17 protein-coding genes are annotated in these 18,221 nt (G+C 63.5%); all 17 read right to left on the bottom strand.

Translation table 11 applies throughout. The features are described 5' to 3' along the window. Positions 1 to 18: 18 nt before the first annotated feature. Positions 19 to 951, bottom strand: coding sequence for a phytanoyl-CoA dioxygenase family protein (locus tag CQ14_RS12690; RefSeq protein ID WP_057858221.1), 933 nt, complete (start codon positions 949 to 951; stop codon positions 19 to 21). Then, on the bottom strand, positions 948 to 1,832 hold the full coding sequence (locus tag CQ14_RS12695; protein WP_057858222.1) for a class I SAM-dependent methyltransferase: 885 nt from the start codon (positions 1,830 to 1,832) through the stop codon (positions 948 to 950). The genes CQ14_RS12690 and CQ14_RS12695 overlap by 4 nt, the downstream gene beginning before the upstream one ends. A gap of 24 nt (positions 1,833 to 1,856) precedes the next feature. Continuing rightward, positions 1,857 to 3,380 carry a lipopolysaccharide biosynthesis protein gene (locus CQ14_RS12700; RefSeq protein ID WP_057858223.1) on the bottom strand — a complete coding sequence of 508 codons (1,524 nt, stop codon included), beginning with the start codon at positions 3,378 to 3,380 and terminating at the stop codon, positions 1,857 to 1,859. Between the two features lie 10 nt (positions 3,381 to 3,390). Further along, on the bottom strand, positions 3,391 to 4,209 hold the full coding sequence (locus CQ14_RS12705; RefSeq protein ID WP_245320322.1) for an SDR family oxidoreductase: 819 nt from the start codon (positions 4,207 to 4,209) through the stop codon (positions 3,391 to 3,393). Beyond that, the gene (locus tag CQ14_RS12710; protein WP_057858225.1) at positions 4,206 to 4,922 is read right to left on the bottom strand and encodes an acylneuraminate cytidylyltransferase family protein; all 717 of its coding nucleotides are present in this window, start codon (positions 4,920 to 4,922) and stop codon (positions 4,206 to 4,208) included. The genes CQ14_RS12705 and CQ14_RS12710 overlap by 4 nt, the downstream gene beginning before the upstream one ends. Beyond that, positions 4,919 to 5,827: a Gfo/Idh/MocA family protein gene (locus CQ14_RS12715; RefSeq protein ID WP_057858226.1), complete on the bottom strand. Its 909-nt coding sequence runs from the start codon at positions 5,825 to 5,827 to the stop codon at positions 4,919 to 4,921. The genes CQ14_RS12710 and CQ14_RS12715 overlap by 4 nt, the downstream gene beginning before the upstream one ends. Further along, entirely contained in the window at positions 5,824 to 6,873 is a 1,050-nt protein-coding gene (locus CQ14_RS12720) for a nucleotidyltransferase family protein (protein ID WP_057858227.1), read from the bottom strand. The genes CQ14_RS12715 and CQ14_RS12720 overlap by 4 nt, the downstream gene beginning before the upstream one ends. 85 nt (positions 6,874 to 6,958) lie before the next feature. Beyond that, entirely contained in the window at positions 6,959 to 7,960 is a 1,002-nt protein-coding gene (locus CQ14_RS12725) for a methionyl-tRNA formyltransferase (RefSeq protein WP_057858228.1), read from the bottom strand. Then, the gene (gene neuB, locus CQ14_RS12730; RefSeq protein ID WP_057858229.1) at positions 7,957 to 9,027 is read right to left on the bottom strand and encodes an N-acetylneuraminate synthase; all 1,071 of its coding nucleotides are present in this window, start codon (positions 9,025 to 9,027) and stop codon (positions 7,957 to 7,959) included. Before neuB ends, CQ14_RS12725 begins: the two co-directional genes overlap by 4 nt. Beyond that, positions 9,024 to 10,193 carry a UDP-N-acetylglucosamine 2-epimerase gene (neuC, locus tag CQ14_RS12735; protein ID WP_057858230.1) on the bottom strand — a complete coding sequence of 390 codons (1,170 nt, stop codon included), beginning with the start codon at positions 10,191 to 10,193 and terminating at the stop codon, positions 9,024 to 9,026. The genes neuB and neuC overlap by 4 nt, the downstream gene beginning before the upstream one ends. Next, on the bottom strand, positions 10,186 to 11,400 hold the full coding sequence (locus CQ14_RS12740) for a LegC family aminotransferase (protein ID WP_057858231.1): 1,215 nt from the start codon (positions 11,398 to 11,400) through the stop codon (positions 10,186 to 10,188). The genes neuC and CQ14_RS12740 overlap by 8 nt, the downstream gene beginning before the upstream one ends. Continuing rightward, on the bottom strand, positions 11,393 to 12,412 hold the full coding sequence (locus CQ14_RS12745) for an NAD-dependent 4,6-dehydratase LegB (RefSeq protein WP_057858232.1): 1,020 nt from the start codon (positions 12,410 to 12,412) through the stop codon (positions 11,393 to 11,395). Before CQ14_RS12745 ends, CQ14_RS12740 begins: the two co-directional genes overlap by 8 nt. A gap of 166 nt (positions 12,413 to 12,578) precedes the next feature. Further along, complete coding sequence (locus CQ14_RS12750; protein ID WP_057858233.1) at positions 12,579 to 13,787, bottom strand: HAD-IIIA family hydrolase; 1,209 nt, start codon at positions 13,785 to 13,787, stop codon at positions 12,579 to 12,581. Positions 13,788 to 13,836: 49 nt separating this feature from the next. After that, a complete protein-coding gene (locus tag CQ14_RS12755) occupies positions 13,837 to 14,730 on the bottom strand; it encodes a phytanoyl-CoA dioxygenase family protein (protein WP_057858234.1) in 894 nt (297 codons plus the stop codon). A 41-nt stretch (positions 14,731 to 14,771) separates the two neighbouring features. Further along, a complete protein-coding gene (locus CQ14_RS44625; RefSeq protein ID WP_199805518.1) occupies positions 14,772 to 15,572 on the bottom strand; it encodes a class I SAM-dependent methyltransferase in 801 nt (266 codons plus the stop codon). A 186-nt stretch (positions 15,573 to 15,758) separates the two neighbouring features. Next, the gene (locus CQ14_RS12765; protein WP_057858236.1) at positions 15,759 to 17,186 is read right to left on the bottom strand and encodes a DUF6418 domain-containing protein; all 1,428 of its coding nucleotides are present in this window, start codon (positions 17,184 to 17,186) and stop codon (positions 15,759 to 15,761) included. Between the two features lie 21 nt (positions 17,187 to 17,207). Beyond that, a complete protein-coding gene (locus CQ14_RS12770; RefSeq protein WP_156434934.1) occupies positions 17,208 to 18,071 on the bottom strand; it encodes a hypothetical protein in 864 nt (287 codons plus the stop codon). Positions 18,072 to 18,221 lie beyond the last annotated feature (150 nt).

An 18,221-nucleotide genomic window follows, 5' to 3' on the forward strand; every position in this document is an offset into this window, starting at 1 on the left:
TCCCCCAGCGCGCCCGCATCAGAGGCGCATCGCCGTGCGCTCGATTTCGTTCAAGGAACCGACGGCGCGGAAACGGGCGGGCGGCTCCGGATAGATCCGCGGCGGTTGAATGTAGGTCGCGGTGTAGAGCAGGCGGGTCCGGTCGGACAGGATGCGGCTGCCCATATGCAGGCAGCGTGCGGTGTTGACGATGAACGAGGACAGGCGCGGCGCGACCATTTCCTTGACCTCGGACCGACCCACCCGCGAGAAGACCTTGTCGTCGCTCATGTGGCTCTTGAGCGTGTTGCGGAACGGCTTCGAGGCCGGCGCCGGAATGAAGGTCAACGGTCCGTCGGCGGTGTCGCGCACGTCGGTGAGATAGATGAACAGCTTGCAGACCCGCTTGTCGTCGTGGTCGAGATGCCAGAGCTGGGAATAGCTCAGCGGCTGGTTCTCGGTCGGCCGCGACAGCGTTAACAGGACATCGGACAGTTGCGGCAATTCGTGCATGAAATCGCCGATGATGCGCAGCGCCGCGGGCTGCAGCGCGTAGCGCACGAACGGATGGTCGGTGGCGAAGGCGCCGTCGACCAGGTCTTCATCGAGCAGGCTCACCCAGAATGATTTGTGCCCAAGCACCTGCTTGCCGGCCAGTTCGTCGAGCCGGTCGACCTTGTTCTGCGCGACGGTGGCGACGGCTTCCGCCAGGCTGCGGTCGACGATCGAGGTGACGTCGACATAGCCTTGTTCGCTGAGCTGGCGGCTGGCCGCGCTCCATTCCGGCTTGACCGGCAGGGTCTTGAGCAACTCGATCCGCTTGGCGCGCGCGCCCAGTTGCAGGCTGGTGAGGGCGGTCTTCGTCACCCAGCCGAGATCGGTCCGGTTCATATGCCAGAGCAGGCGGCGGAACTGGCTGATCTTCTGCTTCTTGGCGACCGGTGCGGCGGAGGCGGCGTTGCTCATGGTCATATCGGCTCCCAGCAATACAGAAACCCGTCATTGTTGATCGATGGAGCAAATGGCATCCGCTCGCGCGCGATGATGCGAATCCGGCCCTGGCGTTCGAGTTCATCGAGCGTCGTGAACAGTTGCGTCTGGTAATCGACCGACCGGATGTAGAGCAGGCTGACCAGATCGCGGGGATGGGTGAGGCTCAGCAGTTCGGTCGTCGGCTCGATGTTGATGACGCGCTTCGGCCCGGCGGCGATGATGTTCTCGATCACTTTCCGCACGTCATAGGGAATCTGCTCGATGCAGAAATAGGTCAGAACGACCTCGTCCTTGATCTGTGCAAGGTTTGGATCCGAAGCGTCGGTCAGATCAATGCGGTCGAAGGAAATCTTGTCGGCCAATCCGAAATGATCGGCGATCTCGCGCCCGGCGGTGATGCCGTTCGGCGAGATATCAAAGCCCTTGAGCGTCCACTCGGGGTGGCTGTGATGAAGCGAAAACAGGTTGTAGCCGTAGCCGGTTCCCAGCTCCACGATTCCCCTTGCGTCACGGCAGTAGGGCGCGACCAGGTCACCCAGCGCGCCGATGCGATACTCATAATACTTCTGGGCGCTGATCCTGAGAATGCGATTGTCGACTTTTCTCAGGTGCTCGTTCATGTCCGGCGGGGCAAGAAAGCCGGGAACGTCTTTGGCCTTGAGCCACGCCTTGTTGGAAAGGATCTTCTGCCAGTGCAGCAGATTGTATTCGGAGTTCACCTTGTCCTGGGTGCGCTCCATCCGCCGCAGGATCAAGCGATAGACGCTCTTGGCGACATCGATGGAATAGGTGATCGCGCGGTCCGGCAGCGACGCCGGAGACGGCGATCCCAGGATGTCGTTCGCGCCAGTCGTCTTCATTCCGTAGGTCCAGTCAACGTTCGGTCAGTTGCTCTTTGGCGCCAGGCCCATCAGGTGGCCGATTGCGGGGAAAACGGCGCGGTGCCTTGCATCCAGGACGAGAAAATACTGTGCAAGCCAACTGGCAAGGCAGAACGTTCCCGCTACCAAGGCCAATTTTATCAGGCTGTCAACCCGAATATAACCGGCAACAAACCACAGCAGAATGCTTCCAATTATCAGGATGATGGCCTGGGTTCCGACCGCTTTGAGGAAGCTTTGGCGTTCGAGATTCAAGGCCCGGCGCAGCGTGCTGATCTGCCACGGCAGCACGGCGAGGCTTCCGACCGCCTGGCCGAGAATCAGCGACCGCTCGGCAAAGAATCCCAGCGTCGCGGCGGTGACCACGGCCCAGATCAGCAGTTGCAGGCTGAGCAGCCAATTCAGTCGGGCCTGCACGCCCGGGCGCGTCAGGAAGATAACGTTACCGATCACGAGATACTGCGTGCAGATCGGAATCACGAAGCTCAGGCCCATCCACAGCGCGTAGGGTGCGAGCAGGGGGCCGATCCACATCTGCAGGATCTCGGGCGAGAGGATCGCGGCGGCCGCGAGCGGCGGCAGCGTGAACATCGGCAGCATGATCAGGCCGAGTTCGCCGAGGCGCTGGAATGTCGTCGAACTGCCGCGCTCGTCGAGACGGCTTGCGACCGGCAGCAAGGCTGAGGTGAGAAGGCCGACCAAAACCTTGGATACGCGCGCGAGCCGGACCAGCGCGTCATAGGTGCCGACAGCCGTCGGCCCGAAAAACAGCCCGGCCACGAACGGCTGAATCGGCCCGGTGATTCCGCCGATCAGCTTGCCCTGGAGCAGCAGCAGGCATCGGTGCAGCAGCTCGCGACGAATCGGGGCGGTCCATGCGGCAAACCGCGCGCCTTTGGTCGTCAAAGCGGTAACGGTGGCAACCAGCACCGCGAGCGCCCGCAGCACGAGGGTGGCCAGATAGATGTAGGCGACGATTTCGAATGAGGCTGAAGCCGTGGAAGCCCAGACGGTCAGGCCGACATAGGCCAGGGTCGACGTGAATTCCGAAAATCGCAAAAGGTTGTAGCGCTCGAATCCCTTGACGGTTCCCTCCCAGACCAGCGCCGGCACCAGCACGAGATTGGCGAGCGCGGTGTAGTGCAGGATCTCGATGAACTTGTCGACATGGGCGGGGTCGACCTTCATCAGGACGGTAAGATACGGCGCGCCGAACCAGATCGCGCCGCACAGGGTGATGGCCAACGCGATCGACAGCGCCGTCAGGAACGAAAGCTGGCGGCCAACCAGGTTCCAGTCGCGATGTTCCCTGGCGCGGGCCACCACCTGGGTCGCGACCTCGGACAGGCCGAGGTCCAGAACCGCCATCATGCCGGACGGCAGCAGCAGCCGCGTGATAACGATGAGCCCGAACTCGGTGACGCCCCAGGTGCGGATGATCACCGGGATGACGATCAGACCAAGGATGGCGGCGGCGCCGAACGCGACGGTAGAGATGATCGTATTGTGGATCAGCCGCTTGATCATCGGGACCGCGTCACCATGCGCTCAGCCCGCCATCGACCGCGATATTCTGACCGGTGACGTAGGATGCGGCATCGGATACCAGGAACAGCATGGCGCCGACCATCTCGTCGGCGCGCGCCATCCGGCCGAGCGGGACCCGCGCGCCATAGCGCTGCTTGAACGTGTCGTTCTGTCCGCTCTCGACGCCGCCGGGGGTGAGCGTGTTGACGCGCACACCCTGCGCGCCCCAATAGGTGGCGAGGTGCTTTGTCAGCCCGATCACGCCAGCCTTGGAGGCGGTATAGACCGCGGGCGTGTTGATCGCGCGTCCGAGATATTCGGAACCTTCATAGATGCGCTGGTCCGGCGCCATCAGGCCGTAGATCGAAGCGGTCTGGACGATGCTGCCGTAGCCGCGTTCGGCCATCCGGGTTCCGAACACCTGCGCCACATTGAACATGCCGTCGAGATTGACCGACATGATCTCCCGCCAGGTTTCCAGCGAGAACGTCGCGACGGGCGCGAAGAAGGCATCGACGTCGCGGGTCTTGCTGGCGGCATTGTTGAGCAGGATCGAGACCGGACCAAGGGCGGCTTCGATGGCATCGGCGGTACGGCGGATGGCTTCAGGCTGGGTGATGTCGCAGGCATAGCCCATTGCATCAACGGAGAAGCGCCTGCCCAGCTCGGACGCCGCGGCCGCGACCGCCTTTTCGTCGAGATCGATGATCGCAACCTTGGCGCCGAATTCAGCCAGACCTTCGGTGAAGCGGCGTCCGAGGATTCCGCAGCCACCGGTCACGACGGCGGTGCGTCCCTTGAGGTCGAACAGATCCTTGAACGCGGTCATGATTGGGTCTCCGGGAGCGCCAGCCGTTTACGCAGCAGCAGTTCCACCAGCGTGAAATCGAGATCGGAATCGATGTCGACGGATCGCTCTTCCGGCATCTCGAACAGTTGCGTGTCCGGATAGAACACCGCCGGGCTTTCGAGGAACGGCGCAACGCGCCAGACATAGATCGAGGCGTTCATGTCGAAACAGCGCGGCGCATCCTGCCGGCGTACGATCGGGGGATCAGCCGATTTCGACAGGCCGACCGAACCATCGGCGCGCTCTTCAACCAGATTGAAATAGGGCGAACGGCGCGCCGGCGCGCCGGTGATGACGCTGCGCGCACCGGACCTGTTCAGGAGTTCCACCGCGCCGGCAATGTCGGACGGGAGCCGCAGCGGCGAGGTGACGTCGAGGTCGACGAATACATCGGGTGTAATTCCGGTGCGGGCGATTGCCTGTTCGAGGCAATGGCGTATCGCGGGAATTTTCGGGGCAGTGTCGGTGGCCATTTCGTCCGGGCGTTTGACGGCGAGGTCAGCGCCCGCCTGCAGCGCCGTTTCCAGCAAGAGATCGGAGTCGCTGCTGAATGCGATCGCTTCGAACAGCCCGGTCTGCCTAGCCTGCTCGATGCTCCAGGCGAGCAGGGGCTTTCCCAAGAGTTCACGGGCATTCTTGCCGATGACCCCCTTGGAGCCGCCGCGCGCGCACATCGTGCAGATCGACTTCATGCCGATACCCACATGCGCGACCGCAAGGCGCGTTCACTGGCGTCGATCAGATCCATGACGGCGAGCCCTTCGGCGAAGCTGCAGATCGGCGCGCGGCCCTCGATGGCGGCACGGTGCATGCTCCGGTAGCTCTCGTCGCGCTCGCTTTTGTATTCATGGGCCTTGCCGTTGACCGTGAGGCGTCCGCCGAGGATGTCGGCCTCGATGGTTTGTTCCGGCAGGTTTACGCGAATTTTGCGGATGCCGGGTTGATCCAGATAGTCCATGTGCACCTGAACCGCCTGCGACCGCTGCATTTCGAGCAGGAGTTCGAAATGATCGTCCACATCGACGTCCCGCGCGCCGGATGAGCCGCCGAGCGCCGCGACACGCTGCCACGGACCGAACAGCCATAGCAGATAATCCAGTTCGTGGCTGAGGTCGCGGAGTACGCCGCCGCCGGCTTCCCGCGTCGCCGACGCCGTCGTGCGGTGGTCGCGTCCCGGCCGCCAGTCGCGGAGATCCTGCCCGACATAGGCGGAGACGGTGATGGCGCTTCTTCCGCCGAGTCGCTCGGCAAGGGCGGTCATGACCGGATGAAAGCGCAGATTGTAGCCAACCACGAGGCTGGCGAAGGGATAATCCGGCGCAGGCGCGGCCTGCGCGAACAGCGGCTTCTCAACCAGGGCGGTCCCGCGGAAATCCGCCTCGGCGAGCTGACGAAGCGATTCGGCATGCTGCGATGTCTCAGTTGCGATAACCGCATATTCCGGACGGGCCGCGGCAATCGCGCCGGCGATGGAAGTGTGGTCGCCGTCGCCGCGACGGCTGACTGTCGTCACGCCGTGGCCGAGTTCTTTCAGCACGCGCGCATGCCGTTGCCCGATCGAACCGAGGCCGACGACAACGGCATGGATGGGGCTCACGGGAAGACCTCGTTGAATTCCGCGTGCGCCTGCTCAAAGTCTTCCATCCGGCCGATATCGAGCCAGTATTCGCGAATCGGATAGACGGCGACGCGGCCCTTGTTGGCGACGACGCGCTCCAGCACTGACGGCATGTCAATGCGCACGCCGCGTTCGACATGATCGAACACGGTGGGGCCTACGACATAGATGCCGGCGCTGACGTACCAGGATTCGGTCGGCTTTTCCCTGATGGTCTCGAGGTAGCCGTCGCTGGCGGTAACGACGCCATAGGGTACGTGTACCTTGTGCTCGCGAACCGCCATCGTGGCTTGCGCCGCGGTGCCGTTGTGGAAGTCGAGCAGGGCGCCGTAATTGATCGTGGTCAGGATATCGCCATTGGTGACGACAACAGGCAATTCGGGCCGCTGCGGCAACAGGCCGAGCGCGCCGGCGGTGCCCAGCCGTTCGGCTTCATGAACATACTGGATCGCAGCACCGACTGCGGAGCCGTCGCCGAAATGCTCGACGATCATTTCGGCCCGATAGTTCACCGAGATGAAGATGTTGCGGAAACCTTGCTGCACGACATTGCGGATGATGGTCTCGAGCAGCGGCCGTCCGCCGACATTGAGCATCGGCTTGGGCCGCTCGCGGGTTAGCGCTCCGAGCCGTTCGCCGAGTCCGCCCGCCATGATCAGAACCGGGTTTGGATAATGCGGCGCCTCGATCAGCTCGTCGAAGGTCTCGACACCGATCAGCTGGCCATTGCCATCGAGCAGCGGCAACTGCTTGATGGATTTCTGCCGCATCAGGTGCAGCCGCTCCTCGCGCGACAGCGTCGCCGGCGCCGATACGGCCGAGCGGTTCATGACCTCGGTGGCAAGCCCCGAGAGCTGCATGCCGCGCAAGAGGCCGCGGCGGATGTCGCCGTCGGTGACGATGCCGACGAGGCGGCTGGAAGCATCCAGTACCAGCGCTACCTGGATGCTGCCGCTCTCGATCGCGGCAATGGCTTCGCTCACCGTCGCGTCCGTTCCGACAATGGCTTTGCGCCAGGATTTCATGCCTTCAGGACCTTACAGCCGTGCTTTTGCCCGCGCCCGCGCGGCCAGCAAGAACCCCGGTATATCGCGGCTGCCAACCGGGGCGTCAATCCCCGCTTGAACGGATGCCAAGCCTTGATTCCAGCAACATAATTCGGGCCTCGGCCCGCGTGAGCTGCGCCTTGAGGTCGCGCCCAAGCCGCTGACCGCGCAGCGCATTCGGAACCGTGGCGGCGCCGAGCGACCCGTCGGGCTGAACCGCCGCCCAGCGTGTCAGCCGCAGGAACGTGTCGCCGGATTTGACGAGGATCCCGCCTTCGTCCCGCCCGATCACTTCGCCGGGCGCGCCGGCATAGGGTCTTGCGCCGTCGATCTTCTCGGCGGCGAGGATCGCATAGGGCGCGTCCTTCCAGGTCGTGCGCGCGCCGGGTCCCGGAGGCACCAGCGCGCGGATGAAGCGCTCGATGCTATCCGTGCCGGTAGTCCAGTCGATCTCCTCGTCGCCCTCGCGGCGCCGGCAGCAATACATGCCGACCGGATCGATCGTGTCCTGCACGATGCGCTGATCCCGGTCCTCGTAGACATCCGAGATCGCCTGGACCAGCGTGCCGGCACAGAGCTCTTCCGCCGCCGTCAGCAGCGTGGCGTAGGTGTCGGTTGGCCTGATCGGCGTCTTGACCTGCAGCACGATGTCGCCGGTATCGATTCCGAGATCGACCCAATGCACGGTGACGCCGAACTCCTCTTCGCCATTGATGATGGCCCAGGTCAGCGGATTGCGTCCGCGGTAGAACGGCAGGGCTCCGGCATGGCAGTTCAGCGTGCCGCGCGGCGGCAGGGCCAGAACCTTCTCGCGAAGGATCTGGTCGTACGACATCGAGACATGCAGATCGGCGCCGAACTTGCCGATCTCGGCAAGGCTCTCCTCCGAATTGACGGACGCCGGACACAGCACCGGGATGCCGCGGCTTTTTGCCATCTCGATCAGCTTTGGATCGGGCCTTGAGGCGCGCACCGCGACGAAGACGACGGTGTAACGGGAATCCTGGGCCAGCGGCAGGAGCGCGCGTTCGGCCCACGGCCCATCGCCGAAAAACCCGATCTTCATAACGGGTCTTCCTCGTCATAGGCACGCGCGGCCCTGGTGCCGATCAGCGACCAGTATTCGATCGGCGGGCGGCCTGAGCCGGGCCGCTTGCTCGCGATATCGCCGGGTCCCAGCACGTCGCCGGCCTTGATTGGCCTTGCCGCCACCAGGCTCTTGCGCGCGATCGGCATGTTCTTGATCTCGGAATTCTTCGGCGTCTTGATGCCGTCGCCGATCGCGCCCTCGATGTTGCGAATCGCCGAGACCATGCGGGCGAAATCATCGGGCTCCAGCGAGGCGGCGTGGTCCGGCCCCTCGGCGTTGCGGTCGAGCGTGAGGTGTTTTTCGATGATGGTGGCGCCGAGCGCGACCGCGGCCAGCGATACTTCAAAACCGTCGGTGTGGTCGGAGTAGCCGACGGGCAGGGCGAACGCCGCGCGCATCGCCTGCATCGCGGCGAGGTTCACGTCTTCGGGCGGGCAGGGATATTCGGTCGTGCAATGAAGCAGGCTGACTTTCGCGGCGAGATGCTGCCGTGCAACCGGATCGCGCCACGCCGCGCGGAACGCGGCAATGCCCGGGGCTTCATTGCTGCCGCCATAGCCATGGGCCAGTACGCCGAGAGCTTCCTCGACCTCGCCGAGCGTTGCCATGCCGGTCGACAGGATCAGCGTCGAGCCAGCCCTGGCGAGCGTATGCAGCAAGGGCGCATTGGTCAGGTCGCCGGAGCCGATCTTGATGCGCGGCAGGCCGAGCGACAGCAGGAATTCGAGGGATTTGGGATCAAAAGGCGTCGAGAGAAACTCGATGCCGCGCGCCTTGGCGCGCTCGATCAGCGGGGCATGCGCCGATGGCGGCAATTCCAGCCGCTTCAGCATGGCGCGCTGGCTCTCGGCCGCATCCGTAGTGCGCTGCTGATAATCGGCCTTCTGCGCCGCGCGCCCCGCCAGAGAATTGGCGTTGAAGGTCTGGAACTTCACGATGTCGGCGCCGGCATCCGCCGCGGCGTCGACCAGGGCCAGCGCGGTATCGAGGCTGCCGGAATGATTGACGCCGGCTTCAGCGATGATGAGCGTGCGGCCCGTCATGTCGCATCCCCGATGTCGTGAAAGCCTTTTTGCAGCAGCGCGCGAAAATCCGAAATCGCGGCGATGCCGTCGGCGATGCGCCGGCTGGCTTCGCCATCGCCATAGGGGCTGACCGTCGGCTGCCGGCCGCGGCCGAGCGCCGCTGCAATGGCCGCACTGATGGCCTGCCGTTCCGGCGCCGCGTGGAACACCGAGGCGGCGCGCTCGCGGCCCTTCTGCCGGTCGCCGATATCGACGCTCGGCGCATTCAGCGAGGGCGCTTCATAGACGCCGCTCGAGGAATTGCCGACGACGACGTCGACCTGGTTCATCAGGCTGATGTAGCGAAACTGGCCGAGGGAGGCGACGGCGATCGCGTTCGGCCGGCCGGCGACGAATGCCTTGATCCGCTCGTTCAGCGCGCGGCCTTCGGCATCGGCATTGGCCAGCGTGAAGAACAGGCGGTAGTCCGGGTCGAGGGAAGACAGTGCGGCGAACAGTTCGTCGAGCGAGCCGACCGAGCGGTCCGCTTCCACCGTGACGGGGTGGAAGGTCACGAGAACGTTGCGCGCGCCGAGCGCCATGCCGACTTCGCGGCCGATGGTCTCGCGGTCCATCAGCTTCAGCCGCTTGATCGAATCGATGCCGGGCGATCCGACCGTGAAGATGCGCGAGGGATCCTCGCCGAGCTGGGTCAGCCGCCGCGTGGAATCCGCATTGGTGGTGAAATGCAGATGCGACATCTTGCTGATGGCGTGGCGGATCGATTCATCGATCGCGCCTTCGGTGACGTCGCCGCCGAACAGATGCGCCATCGGCAGCCGCATGTACATCGCGGCCTGCGCCGCTGCGAAGGTTTCGTAGCGGTCGCCGAGCACGACGACGAGGTCGGGCGCGAGGCGGGCAAACGCATCGGCGAATCCGATGACGCCGAGGCCGACGGATTTGGCGACGCCAACGCCGGAATCGCTGCTCAGCAGCGTCTCGACGGTGTCGTCGACGTCAAACCCTTCGGCGCGGATATTGTCGATGGTGTAGCCGAACTCGGGGGAGAGGTGCATGCCGGTAGCGACCAGCTGCAGTTTCAGCCCGGCCGTCTCACGGATCGCGCGCATCGGCCATATCAGCAGGCCGAAATCGGCGCGGCTGCCGGTGACGAAACAGATTTTCCGGGGCGTGTCAGTCATCGCGGGCCTGAATGCTGGCGCTGCTTGGAAGGTTGATCAGCCGGCGCTCGATCGATTCGGCGGTGCCGAGATCGCCGCGCGGGCAGGTGGCGAACATCGGCAGCCGGTGCATTAGCGTCCAGGTCGGACGCGCGCCGAAACCGGAGGCGTTGAGCGCGGTCAGCACGTCATCGCGCAAGGCGGCATGCGCCTCGTCGAGCAGGATGGTGTTGAGCCAGTAATTGCTGGTGGTTCCTTCCGGCTCGCGCGAGAACTGCACGCCGGGAACGCCGGCGAAGGCGCGCTGATAGGCGGCCGCCAGGCGGCGCTTGCTCTTGAGGAAGCCGTCGAGCTGTTCGAGCTGGGCGCAGCCCAATGCCGCATTGAGGTTGGGCAGGCGGTAGTTGAAGCCGACTTCGTCGTGCACGAAGGCCCATTTGTGCGGCAGCTTGGCGGTGGTCGTAATGTGCTTGGCGCGGCGGCCAAGCTCCTCGTCATTGGTGAGGATCGCGCCGCCGCCGCCGGTGGTCACGATCTTGTTGCCGTTGAAGCTCAGCGCCGCGAGGCGGGCCTGCGAGCCGACCGCGTGACCCTTGTAGGTCGAGCCGAGCGATTCGGCGGCGTCCTCGACCACGGGAATGTCCCAGTTGCGGGCGATGGCGACGATCTCGTCCATGTCGACGGGATGGCCGAAGGTGTGCATCGGCGCGATCGCCGCGATCTTGCGGCCGGTCTCGCGGTTGATTGTGCCTTCGGGGCCGCGCTGCGCTATCGCATCGAGGCGGGCGCCGAGCGCCTGCGCATCCATGCCGAGCGTCCTGAACGAAGAGTCGATGAAATGCGGGCTCGCCCCGCAATAGGCGATCGCATTGGTGGTGGCGATGAAGGTCAGCGCCGGCGACATCACCTCGTCGCCGGGTTCGACGCCGGCGAGCCTGAAACAGGCATGCAGGGCCGCGGTGCCGTTGACGACAGCGATGGCGCGCTTGGCACCGGTGACTTCTTCCAGCATGCTCTCGAAGCGGTCGACGAACTTGCCGACCGAGGACACGAAGGTGCTCTTGATGCATTCCTCGAGGTAGGCGATTTCATTGCCGGCGAAGACCGGCTCGTGCAGCGCCAGCGTGCCATTGGGCGTGCCCACGGCGCGCTGAACGGCAGCAACGATCCTCTGCACGTCGAAGCGATCGGATTTCGTTGCCGCGATGCCCACATCCGCCTCATACATTGTAGACGTCTGCCTTGTAGCGCGCGAGGTTGGCCGGGTCCATGAACCATTGCGCCGTCTTTTCCAGCCCGCGGCGCATGCCGTCGAGCCCGCCGAATTCAGGCGACCATCCGAGCTGCTGGCGGGCCTTCGAATTGTCCGCCCACAGCCGTTCTACCTCGCTGTTGGCGGGCCGCAGCCGCGCCTCGTCGGTCTCGATTTCGAGTTCGGCCTGCATCACTTCGGCGATCATGCTTGCCGTGGCGCCGACGGAAATCTCGAAGCCGCTGCCCAGATTGATCGTCTGTCCGACGCTCTGTTCGGCCGGCGCCGTCAGGCCCGCGATGAGACCGCGCGCGGTATCCGTCACGAAGGAGAAGTCGCGCGTCGGGCTGACCGCGCCGAGGCGGATCTTGCGCTTGCCGGAAGCGATCTGGCTGATGATGGTAGGGATCACCGCGCGCGCCGATTGCCGCGGCCCGTAGGTGTTGAACGGCCTGACGACGACCACCGGCATGTCGAAGGAAGCATGAAACGACAACGCCATCTGGTCGGAAGCGATCTTCGAGGCCGAGTAGGGGGATTGTCCGACCAGCGGATGGCTTTCCTTGATCGGCACGAATTGCGCGCTACCATAGACTTCGCTGGTCGAGGTCTGGACGAAGCGGCGCACACCCGCATGGCGGGCAGCCTGCAGCACGTTCACCGTGCCGCGGACGTTGGTTTCGACATAGGAGTCCGGTGCGGCATAGGAAAAGGGAATCGCGATCAGCGCCGCCAGGTGCATGACGTCGGTGCAGCCGGCGGCAGCTGATATCATGAAGTGCGGGTCTCTGATGTCGCCGGCGATCACTTCCACCGATTTCATGATGTCGGCGGAAACGGTATCGAGCCAGCCCCAGGAGTTGAAGGAGTTGTAGAGCACAACCGCCTTGACCTTCGCGCCCGCGCGAACCAGTTCCTCGACGACGTGCGAGCCGATGAAGCCATCGCTCCCCGTAACGAGTACGCGGGCGTCCTTCAGATCTTCCATGCCGGACCCCAGAAAGGCGATTATTGCAGTCTTCGCAATGCGATGGCGCTATAGCACAATCGCTGCTCGCCGCAAACGAACGCGACTGATAACACGGGAAAACCCGGGGCATTCGGAGCAATCGGGCCGGCGGTGCGGACGCGTCCCGGATCGGGATCTGCGGCAGTTATGGCGCGCTGGCCGGCGGATGCGGCAGCAACCGCTTCACGAAGGTTTCGAGGTTCCCACCCGAAAACAGGTGCCCTCTCAGGCCGGCAGCATGGGCTGCCTCGAGATCGCTCACCTTGTCGCCAATCAGCAGGCTGTCATCGGCCCTGACGGCAAAGCGGCCGAGAAGATCCGTGATCATCCCGCAGCCGGGCTTGCGCCGATCGTTGACACGGCGATATCGCTCGACGGTCCCGTCGGGGTGATCCGGGCAGTATTCGAAGGCATCGATGTGGGCGCCGATGGAGGCCATTTCGTCCGCCATCCAGCGGTGCAGGGCGTGCACGTGGCCTTCCTCGTAGAAGCCCCTGGCGACGCCGGACTGGTTGGTGACGACGAAGGCGAAATAGCCCGCATCGTTGACCGCCTTCACGGCTTCGCGGGCGCCCTCGATCCACTGCAGCTTGCTGGCTTCGAACGTGTAGCCCGAATCATGATTGAGGACGCCGTCGCGGTCGAAGAAGACCGCGGGGCGCCGCAGTCTCTCGGCCAATTCGACATCGGCGCGCGCGAGATCGTCGGGGATGCCGATGTCGATGAAGTAACCGCGATAGGCGGTTCCGGTCATGGCGCCGTTGGCGGCCAACGCAGGGAATACGTCCTGCTCGAGCGAGGCGGGAAGTTTGTCGACGCGGCCAACGATCGAGCGGTCGATCACGTAGACGCCGGCGTTGACCGGACCGGTCGCGCCCTGGCCGGGTGCAATGAAAGACCTGACGCGGTCGCCATCGAGCACGACGCGTCCGTATCTGTCACCCACGACGTCCGCACGCAGCGCCATGTGAACGAGACTGCCATTCGCACGCGCGACCAGATCGAGGATGTTGAAGTCGAAGAACGAGTCGCCGTTGAGCAGCAGGAAACGTTCCTGCAGCCGCCCGGCGGCGTGAACCAGCGCGCCGGCGGTGCCGAGCGGAGCCTCTTCCAGCGACACGGCGAGGCGGGCGCGACCCCGGACCGTGCCGTCGTAACGCGCATGAATGCTCTCGGCCCTGTAGCCCGCGAGCAGCAGGATTTCGTCGAATACGTCGTAGCGTGCGAGTTCGTCGATCAGGCTGTCGAGGAACGGCCGGCCGCCGACCGGCAGCATCGGTTTCGGCGTCGTCTTGGTCCGCTCGCCGAGCCGGGTGCCGAGGCCGCCGACCAGAATGACAGCCTGTCTCAGCACAGTGCGTCCTCGACGAAACCGCAGAGCCGGGCGTGGCGCGCGCCCACGCTTAGTACTGGTATCCGACGTGCTCCGGCTGATCCCGGAACGGATCGATGCAAATTCCGGCATTGGTGCTGAGCAGGTTTCGGCTCCGGGCGAAGTGCGGCCGCCACGGGATGTCGGAGGGAATCAGCACGAACGTCACGACGTCGCGATGGCCGTGTTTCGGAGAGGTGGCCTTATGGATGCAGCCACCATTTTCGAACAGCAGCCGGGTCCCGGTCGGGCCCTCGAGCACCCGCGTGGTGCTGCGGTCGTCAAGGCGATCGACGAACTGGTTGATGCGCCTGCGGTCGAAGAAGCCTTCCTTGCGCAGCCCGACGCTGAACGGCTTGTCCTTGACGCTGAGCGCACCGGTGTCGGCGACGACGTCGTCGAGGTAGACCATCAGCTTGATTTCCTGCTTCGGGCAATTGTCGAGATGCCACAGGAAGCTCGAATCCGGCTTATCCGGTGTCGGCAGCGTGCGATAGAACGACACGGCGAAAATCTTGAAATGGCTGCCGTAATAGTTCTCGACGATGGCTTCCATGTCTTCGTCGATGAAGTCGATGATTTCAGGGATGAGCTCGAGCCCGTCGACCATGCGGAACATGCCGTAGTTGACGACGTATCCGTTGTTCTGCTCGTCGAAGCGGCGATTGACGGTTTCCCGGATCGCCTGCAGCTTTTCGGCCGTCATCCTGGCGGGGGGCGGGAGGGCGGCAAAGCCCTCGGTCTTGAAGCGGCCCGCCGCGGCGAGCTGTTCGGTGGTCGGCTTGGAGCGGGGTTTCCAGCTGCGCCGCGCCGCGCCCTCATAGGCCGCGTAGCGCATGTTGACCCTGAGCGAATGATTGTTGCCAAACAACGCAACGCGGGTCTGCGTACGTGCCCTCGACGCGATCTTGCGAAGCGATTGCATTTTCGGATCTCCGATTCCGACGATTTGGCCTGTTATTGAATTTATTGTTGAGCTTGGGGTTTGGTCAAACGGAACACGACGGAGGAAGTGTAGCTGCCGTCGTTCTCGAAATCTTCCTTCCAGAATACGTGACCCGCGTTGGCGCCGAATATCGCCAGCAGGTCGTCGGGGCCGTTGCTCAGATTGTTCTTGCCGAACCGGTTGCCTGCGCCGAGCGCAAGATGTTCGTAGACGAAAACAATCAGGGCGCCGTCCTTGGCGACGCGGATGGTCTCGGCAACGGCTTTCGGAATGTCGTCGCTGTAGGTGATCACAAACGCGCTGTAGACGGCGTCGAAGGAGCTGTCCGGAAATTTCAGCTCGTGCATGTCCATCAGGCGCACGGCGGGCGAATAGGAAAACAGATCAATCGCGGTCAGCTTGGCGGGGTCGAAGCCGTAGGACGCGAGCAGTAGCAGTTCGGCTTCGTTGCGAGGGCCGACGACAAGCGTCTTCAGCGCGCCGAGCTTGAGCCCGCGAATCGAACGCAGGATGGCGATGACGCGCTCGGTCCGTCCGCGGTTGATGATGTTGATGTTGCCGAGGTTGTACGGCAGCACCTTTTCGGCGACGAACCCGCTCTCGACGCCTTCTCCCTTGACCAGTTGCTGCAGCTTGTGTCCGGTGAGGCGCCAATAGAGCCGCCGAAGATGGAAGCGGAGCGCGAATACCGGCGGCGTCAGCAGGACATAATTCCTGATAGACAGCAGGACCGGAGATTTCGGTACCAGGGACCGTCCGACAAAGTTTCTAAACCTCCGCGCGTGCGAGGTTTCGACCCCGGCCCTTTCGGCCTTTTCCACTGTCACACCCATCCTGCAACGATTTCTGGCCGGGCCCCGCTCAGCCTGCATTTGGTCGGTCTCTTAACGGCATTTCGGCCGAACCGCAAGGATCGAGGCCCGATTCCCACGCCCGATCCGTGTTGCTCCTTTGAGCGGAATTCACCTGACAAAGTCGCCGCTTTGATGCTCTCTAACTAATCGGACCTAGGCCGCTCTTGCCTTGCGGAAGCTCGGAACCCGAAACAGGGCCCACGGAACCAATGGCAGTCCTTCCCGTGCGAGGCGCGCCTCCAACAGCAGCGCAGCGGCCAGAGCTGCGACCTTGACCCAGTAGAGCGGGGTCGAGACAAAGTTCAGCATTCCGCCGATATACATCACATAGAATCCGAACAGGACGTACAGCGACAGAAACGCGGACGCGTAGCGGCCCTGGATGACGCCCTTGATGGTCACCGCCGTCAAACCGGCAGCGATGTAGCCGGCTGCGAAAAGGAAAGGCCACGCATAGATCGGACCGAACAATTCGAAGAAGATTTCGGGAAATCCGCCGGCAAACTGAAAGCCGCCCGAAATGTGCTCATACGTTCGCGGCTCGCCGATGGTCTCGAGCATCAGAAATTGCGGGGTGGTGTTCCTGCTTGCATCCAGCGGCGCCTGAAACAGGAAATCGTAGACGCGGTCCGGCTGCCACTGGCCGAAGCTGAAGACCCGCTCGTAGGAGATCCAGCCAAGCTCGCTCGGCTGTACCAGAAGACGTTCCCAGAACTGCGAGAGGATTTCTTCTCCCTGGTACTGCCGGACGTTGGCCAGATTGTTGTAGATGCCCACGGTCGAAACGATCGCTGCAAGGACGAGGATCGTGCCGAACGCGATCAGGTCGCGGCGTTGAAATGCTTTTCCGACCCAGGAAAATGGAGCCGTGGATCTGTTATCGCGGATGTCCGCCGCGATGGCCGCTGCGAGAGGCATCACGAAGAAGCTGCCGAAACTGTAGAACGCCGAGAAGCGGTTTCCGGTGAGGAACATGTAAAGCATGAGGATGCCGAGCATTCCCAGGTGGCGGAAGTCGACCCGGTGATTGCGCAGGCGTTCGGCGGCAAACATGACGCCCCACCAGAACGTCACGAAATTTCCGTACAGGATCAGCCATCGGTGCGCGGCGCCCGCATACTGCGTCGTGTACACGAACCGTTCGAGACGGGCGAACAGCGGAATGGATCCAATGCGTATGAGATCGAAGTACAGATAGGAAAGAAAGCAAAGCGAGATGACGACGGTAATGCCGGACAGCGTTATCGTTCCGGGCGCGGCGGGCTCCCGGTCGGCGTCGGCCAGCCAGTACTGCACGGCTGCCGGTCTCAGCAGGAAGAAGAACGGCGCCAGCGTGGCGAAATAGGCCAGCACATGCAACGGCGTCGCCAGTCCTGGCCCGATATGGCGATCGGTCTGCGAGGACAGAACCGGTCCTGCGAGGTCGATGAACATGGTCGCGGCCGTGCGCCAGACCAGCGTAAAGAGGATGAAGAAGAAGCTGATGAGGATGATGGGTCGATAGGCGGAGACATACAGGATGCACAGCAGAAATGCGGCGCCGGAGGCCGCAACAGCGATTTGTTCTGGAAGCGTGGCCATCGCCTGAGCTTTCTGCCGCTGTCAGCGCTCGGTCAAATCGATCTTGCCCAACCTGCCGCTGGCCCGTGTCGGTGGATTGACGACGATGGTCAGGATGATCATCGCGACAAGCATGCCAGCTCCGGCCAGCAGCGAGGTCCGCAGCCTTTCGATCGAACGATGCGTGACGACAACGTGATCCGCTTCGACGCGCAGGGCGGTTTGCTCGCTCAACTGCTTCAGTATCGTATCGTTGCGTACCAGGCTTTGCAGTTCGTTCCATGCCGAGATCGTTGTCACCAGCATCGGAGAAATCAGCGAACGCTGGGACTCGTTCCTCCTGGGCGGCGGCAACGGCTTGAGCAGGCGTTCGTTCACCTCGTCGATTTCCTTCTCGATCGCGGCGATCCGTAGCTTGACCTCGTTGATTCTGCTTTCCACCACATCGAGCTGACGATCGAGGATCGCAGCATGTGCCGCGCCGACTTCGGCGGCAACCGCCCGAAACGCCGACTGTACATCGGCGGCCGAGCCGGCGGTCAGCTCAATTGCGACGTCGCGCTCCTTGTCCAGCGCGATTCCGCGCAGGCTGGATGCGACCATCGATCTTGAAATCGATGCCGTCGCCGGCTCGAACACCGCCCGCTTGACGATCAGCTCTCTGAAGGCCGGATCGGAGAGCCGTGCGATCGTTCGTCGCGGCGTCTCGATTGGCGCGACCGCCGGTCCGCTTTTCTGCGCAAGGAAGTCGCTGGCCGGTGCAAGGCCGATCGTCAGGTTGGCGCGGCCGCTCCAGGCCTCGATCTTGTCGGACGACATCAGCGCGAAGGTCACGGTGGCGGCGAGCACGGCCGCCGCCGCGATCAGCCACTTCGACTTCCAGACCAACGGAACAACAAATCTCAAGACGCTTCTCGCATCCGGCGCCGTGGTGGGAAGCTGATATTCCACGAATCCTCGCGAGGCTGGAAGGGTCAAATGACCCTTATTTCCTACTATCCTCGAATGCAAGTGGAACACGGATAAGGAAGCGTTATGCGGCTCCAGCCGTGTGCA

Origin of the sequence: Bradyrhizobium lablabi (assembly GCF_001440475.1) — a bacterium.
Classification (GTDB): Bacteria; Pseudomonadota; Alphaproteobacteria; order Rhizobiales; family Xanthobacteraceae; genus Bradyrhizobium; species Bradyrhizobium lablabi.

Excerpts from the sequence above, each read along its gene's own strand:
- CQ14_RS12690 (WP_057858221.1), bottom strand. The coding sequence starts at position 951 with ATGACCATGAGCAACGCCGCCTCCGCCGCACCGGTCGCCAAGAAGCAG.
- CQ14_RS12695 (WP_057858222.1), bottom strand. The coding sequence starts at position 1,832 with ATGAAGACGACTGGCGCGAACGACATCCTGGGATCGCCGTCTCCGGCG.
- CQ14_RS12700 (WP_057858223.1), bottom strand. The coding sequence starts at position 3,380 with ATGATCAAGCGGCTGATCCACAATACGATCATCTCTACCGTCGCGTTC.
- CQ14_RS12705 (WP_245320322.1), bottom strand. The coding sequence starts at position 4,209 with ATGACCGCGTTCAAGGATCTGTTCGACCTCAAGGGACGCACCGCCGTC.
- CQ14_RS12710 (WP_057858225.1), bottom strand. The coding sequence starts at position 4,922 with ATGAAGTCGATCTGCACGATGTGCGCGCGCGGCGGCTCCAAGGGGGTC.
- CQ14_RS12720 (WP_057858227.1), bottom strand. The coding sequence starts at position 6,873 with ATGAAATCCTGGCGCAAAGCCATTGTCGGAACGGACGCGACGGTGAGC.
- CQ14_RS12725 (WP_057858228.1), bottom strand. The coding sequence starts at position 7,960 with ATGAAGATCGGGTTTTTCGGCGATGGGCCGTGGGCCGAACGCGCGCTC.
- neuB (WP_057858229.1), bottom strand. The coding sequence starts at position 9,027 with ATGACGGGCCGCACGCTCATCATCGCTGAAGCCGGCGTCAATCATTCC.
- neuC (WP_057858230.1), bottom strand. The coding sequence starts at position 10,193 with ATGACTGACACGCCCCGGAAAATCTGTTTCGTCACCGGCAGCCGCGCC.
- CQ14_RS12740 (WP_057858231.1), bottom strand. The coding sequence starts at position 11,400 with ATGTATGAGGCGGATGTGGGCATCGCGGCAACGAAATCCGATCGCTTC.
- CQ14_RS12745 (WP_057858232.1), bottom strand. The coding sequence starts at position 12,412 with ATGGAAGATCTGAAGGACGCCCGCGTACTCGTTACGGGGAGCGATGGC.
- CQ14_RS12755 (WP_057858234.1), bottom strand. The coding sequence starts at position 14,730 with ATGCAATCGCTTCGCAAGATCGCGTCGAGGGCACGTACGCAGACCCGC.
- CQ14_RS12765 (WP_057858236.1), bottom strand. The coding sequence starts at position 17,186 with ATGGCCACGCTTCCAGAACAAATCGCTGTTGCGGCCTCCGGCGCCGCA.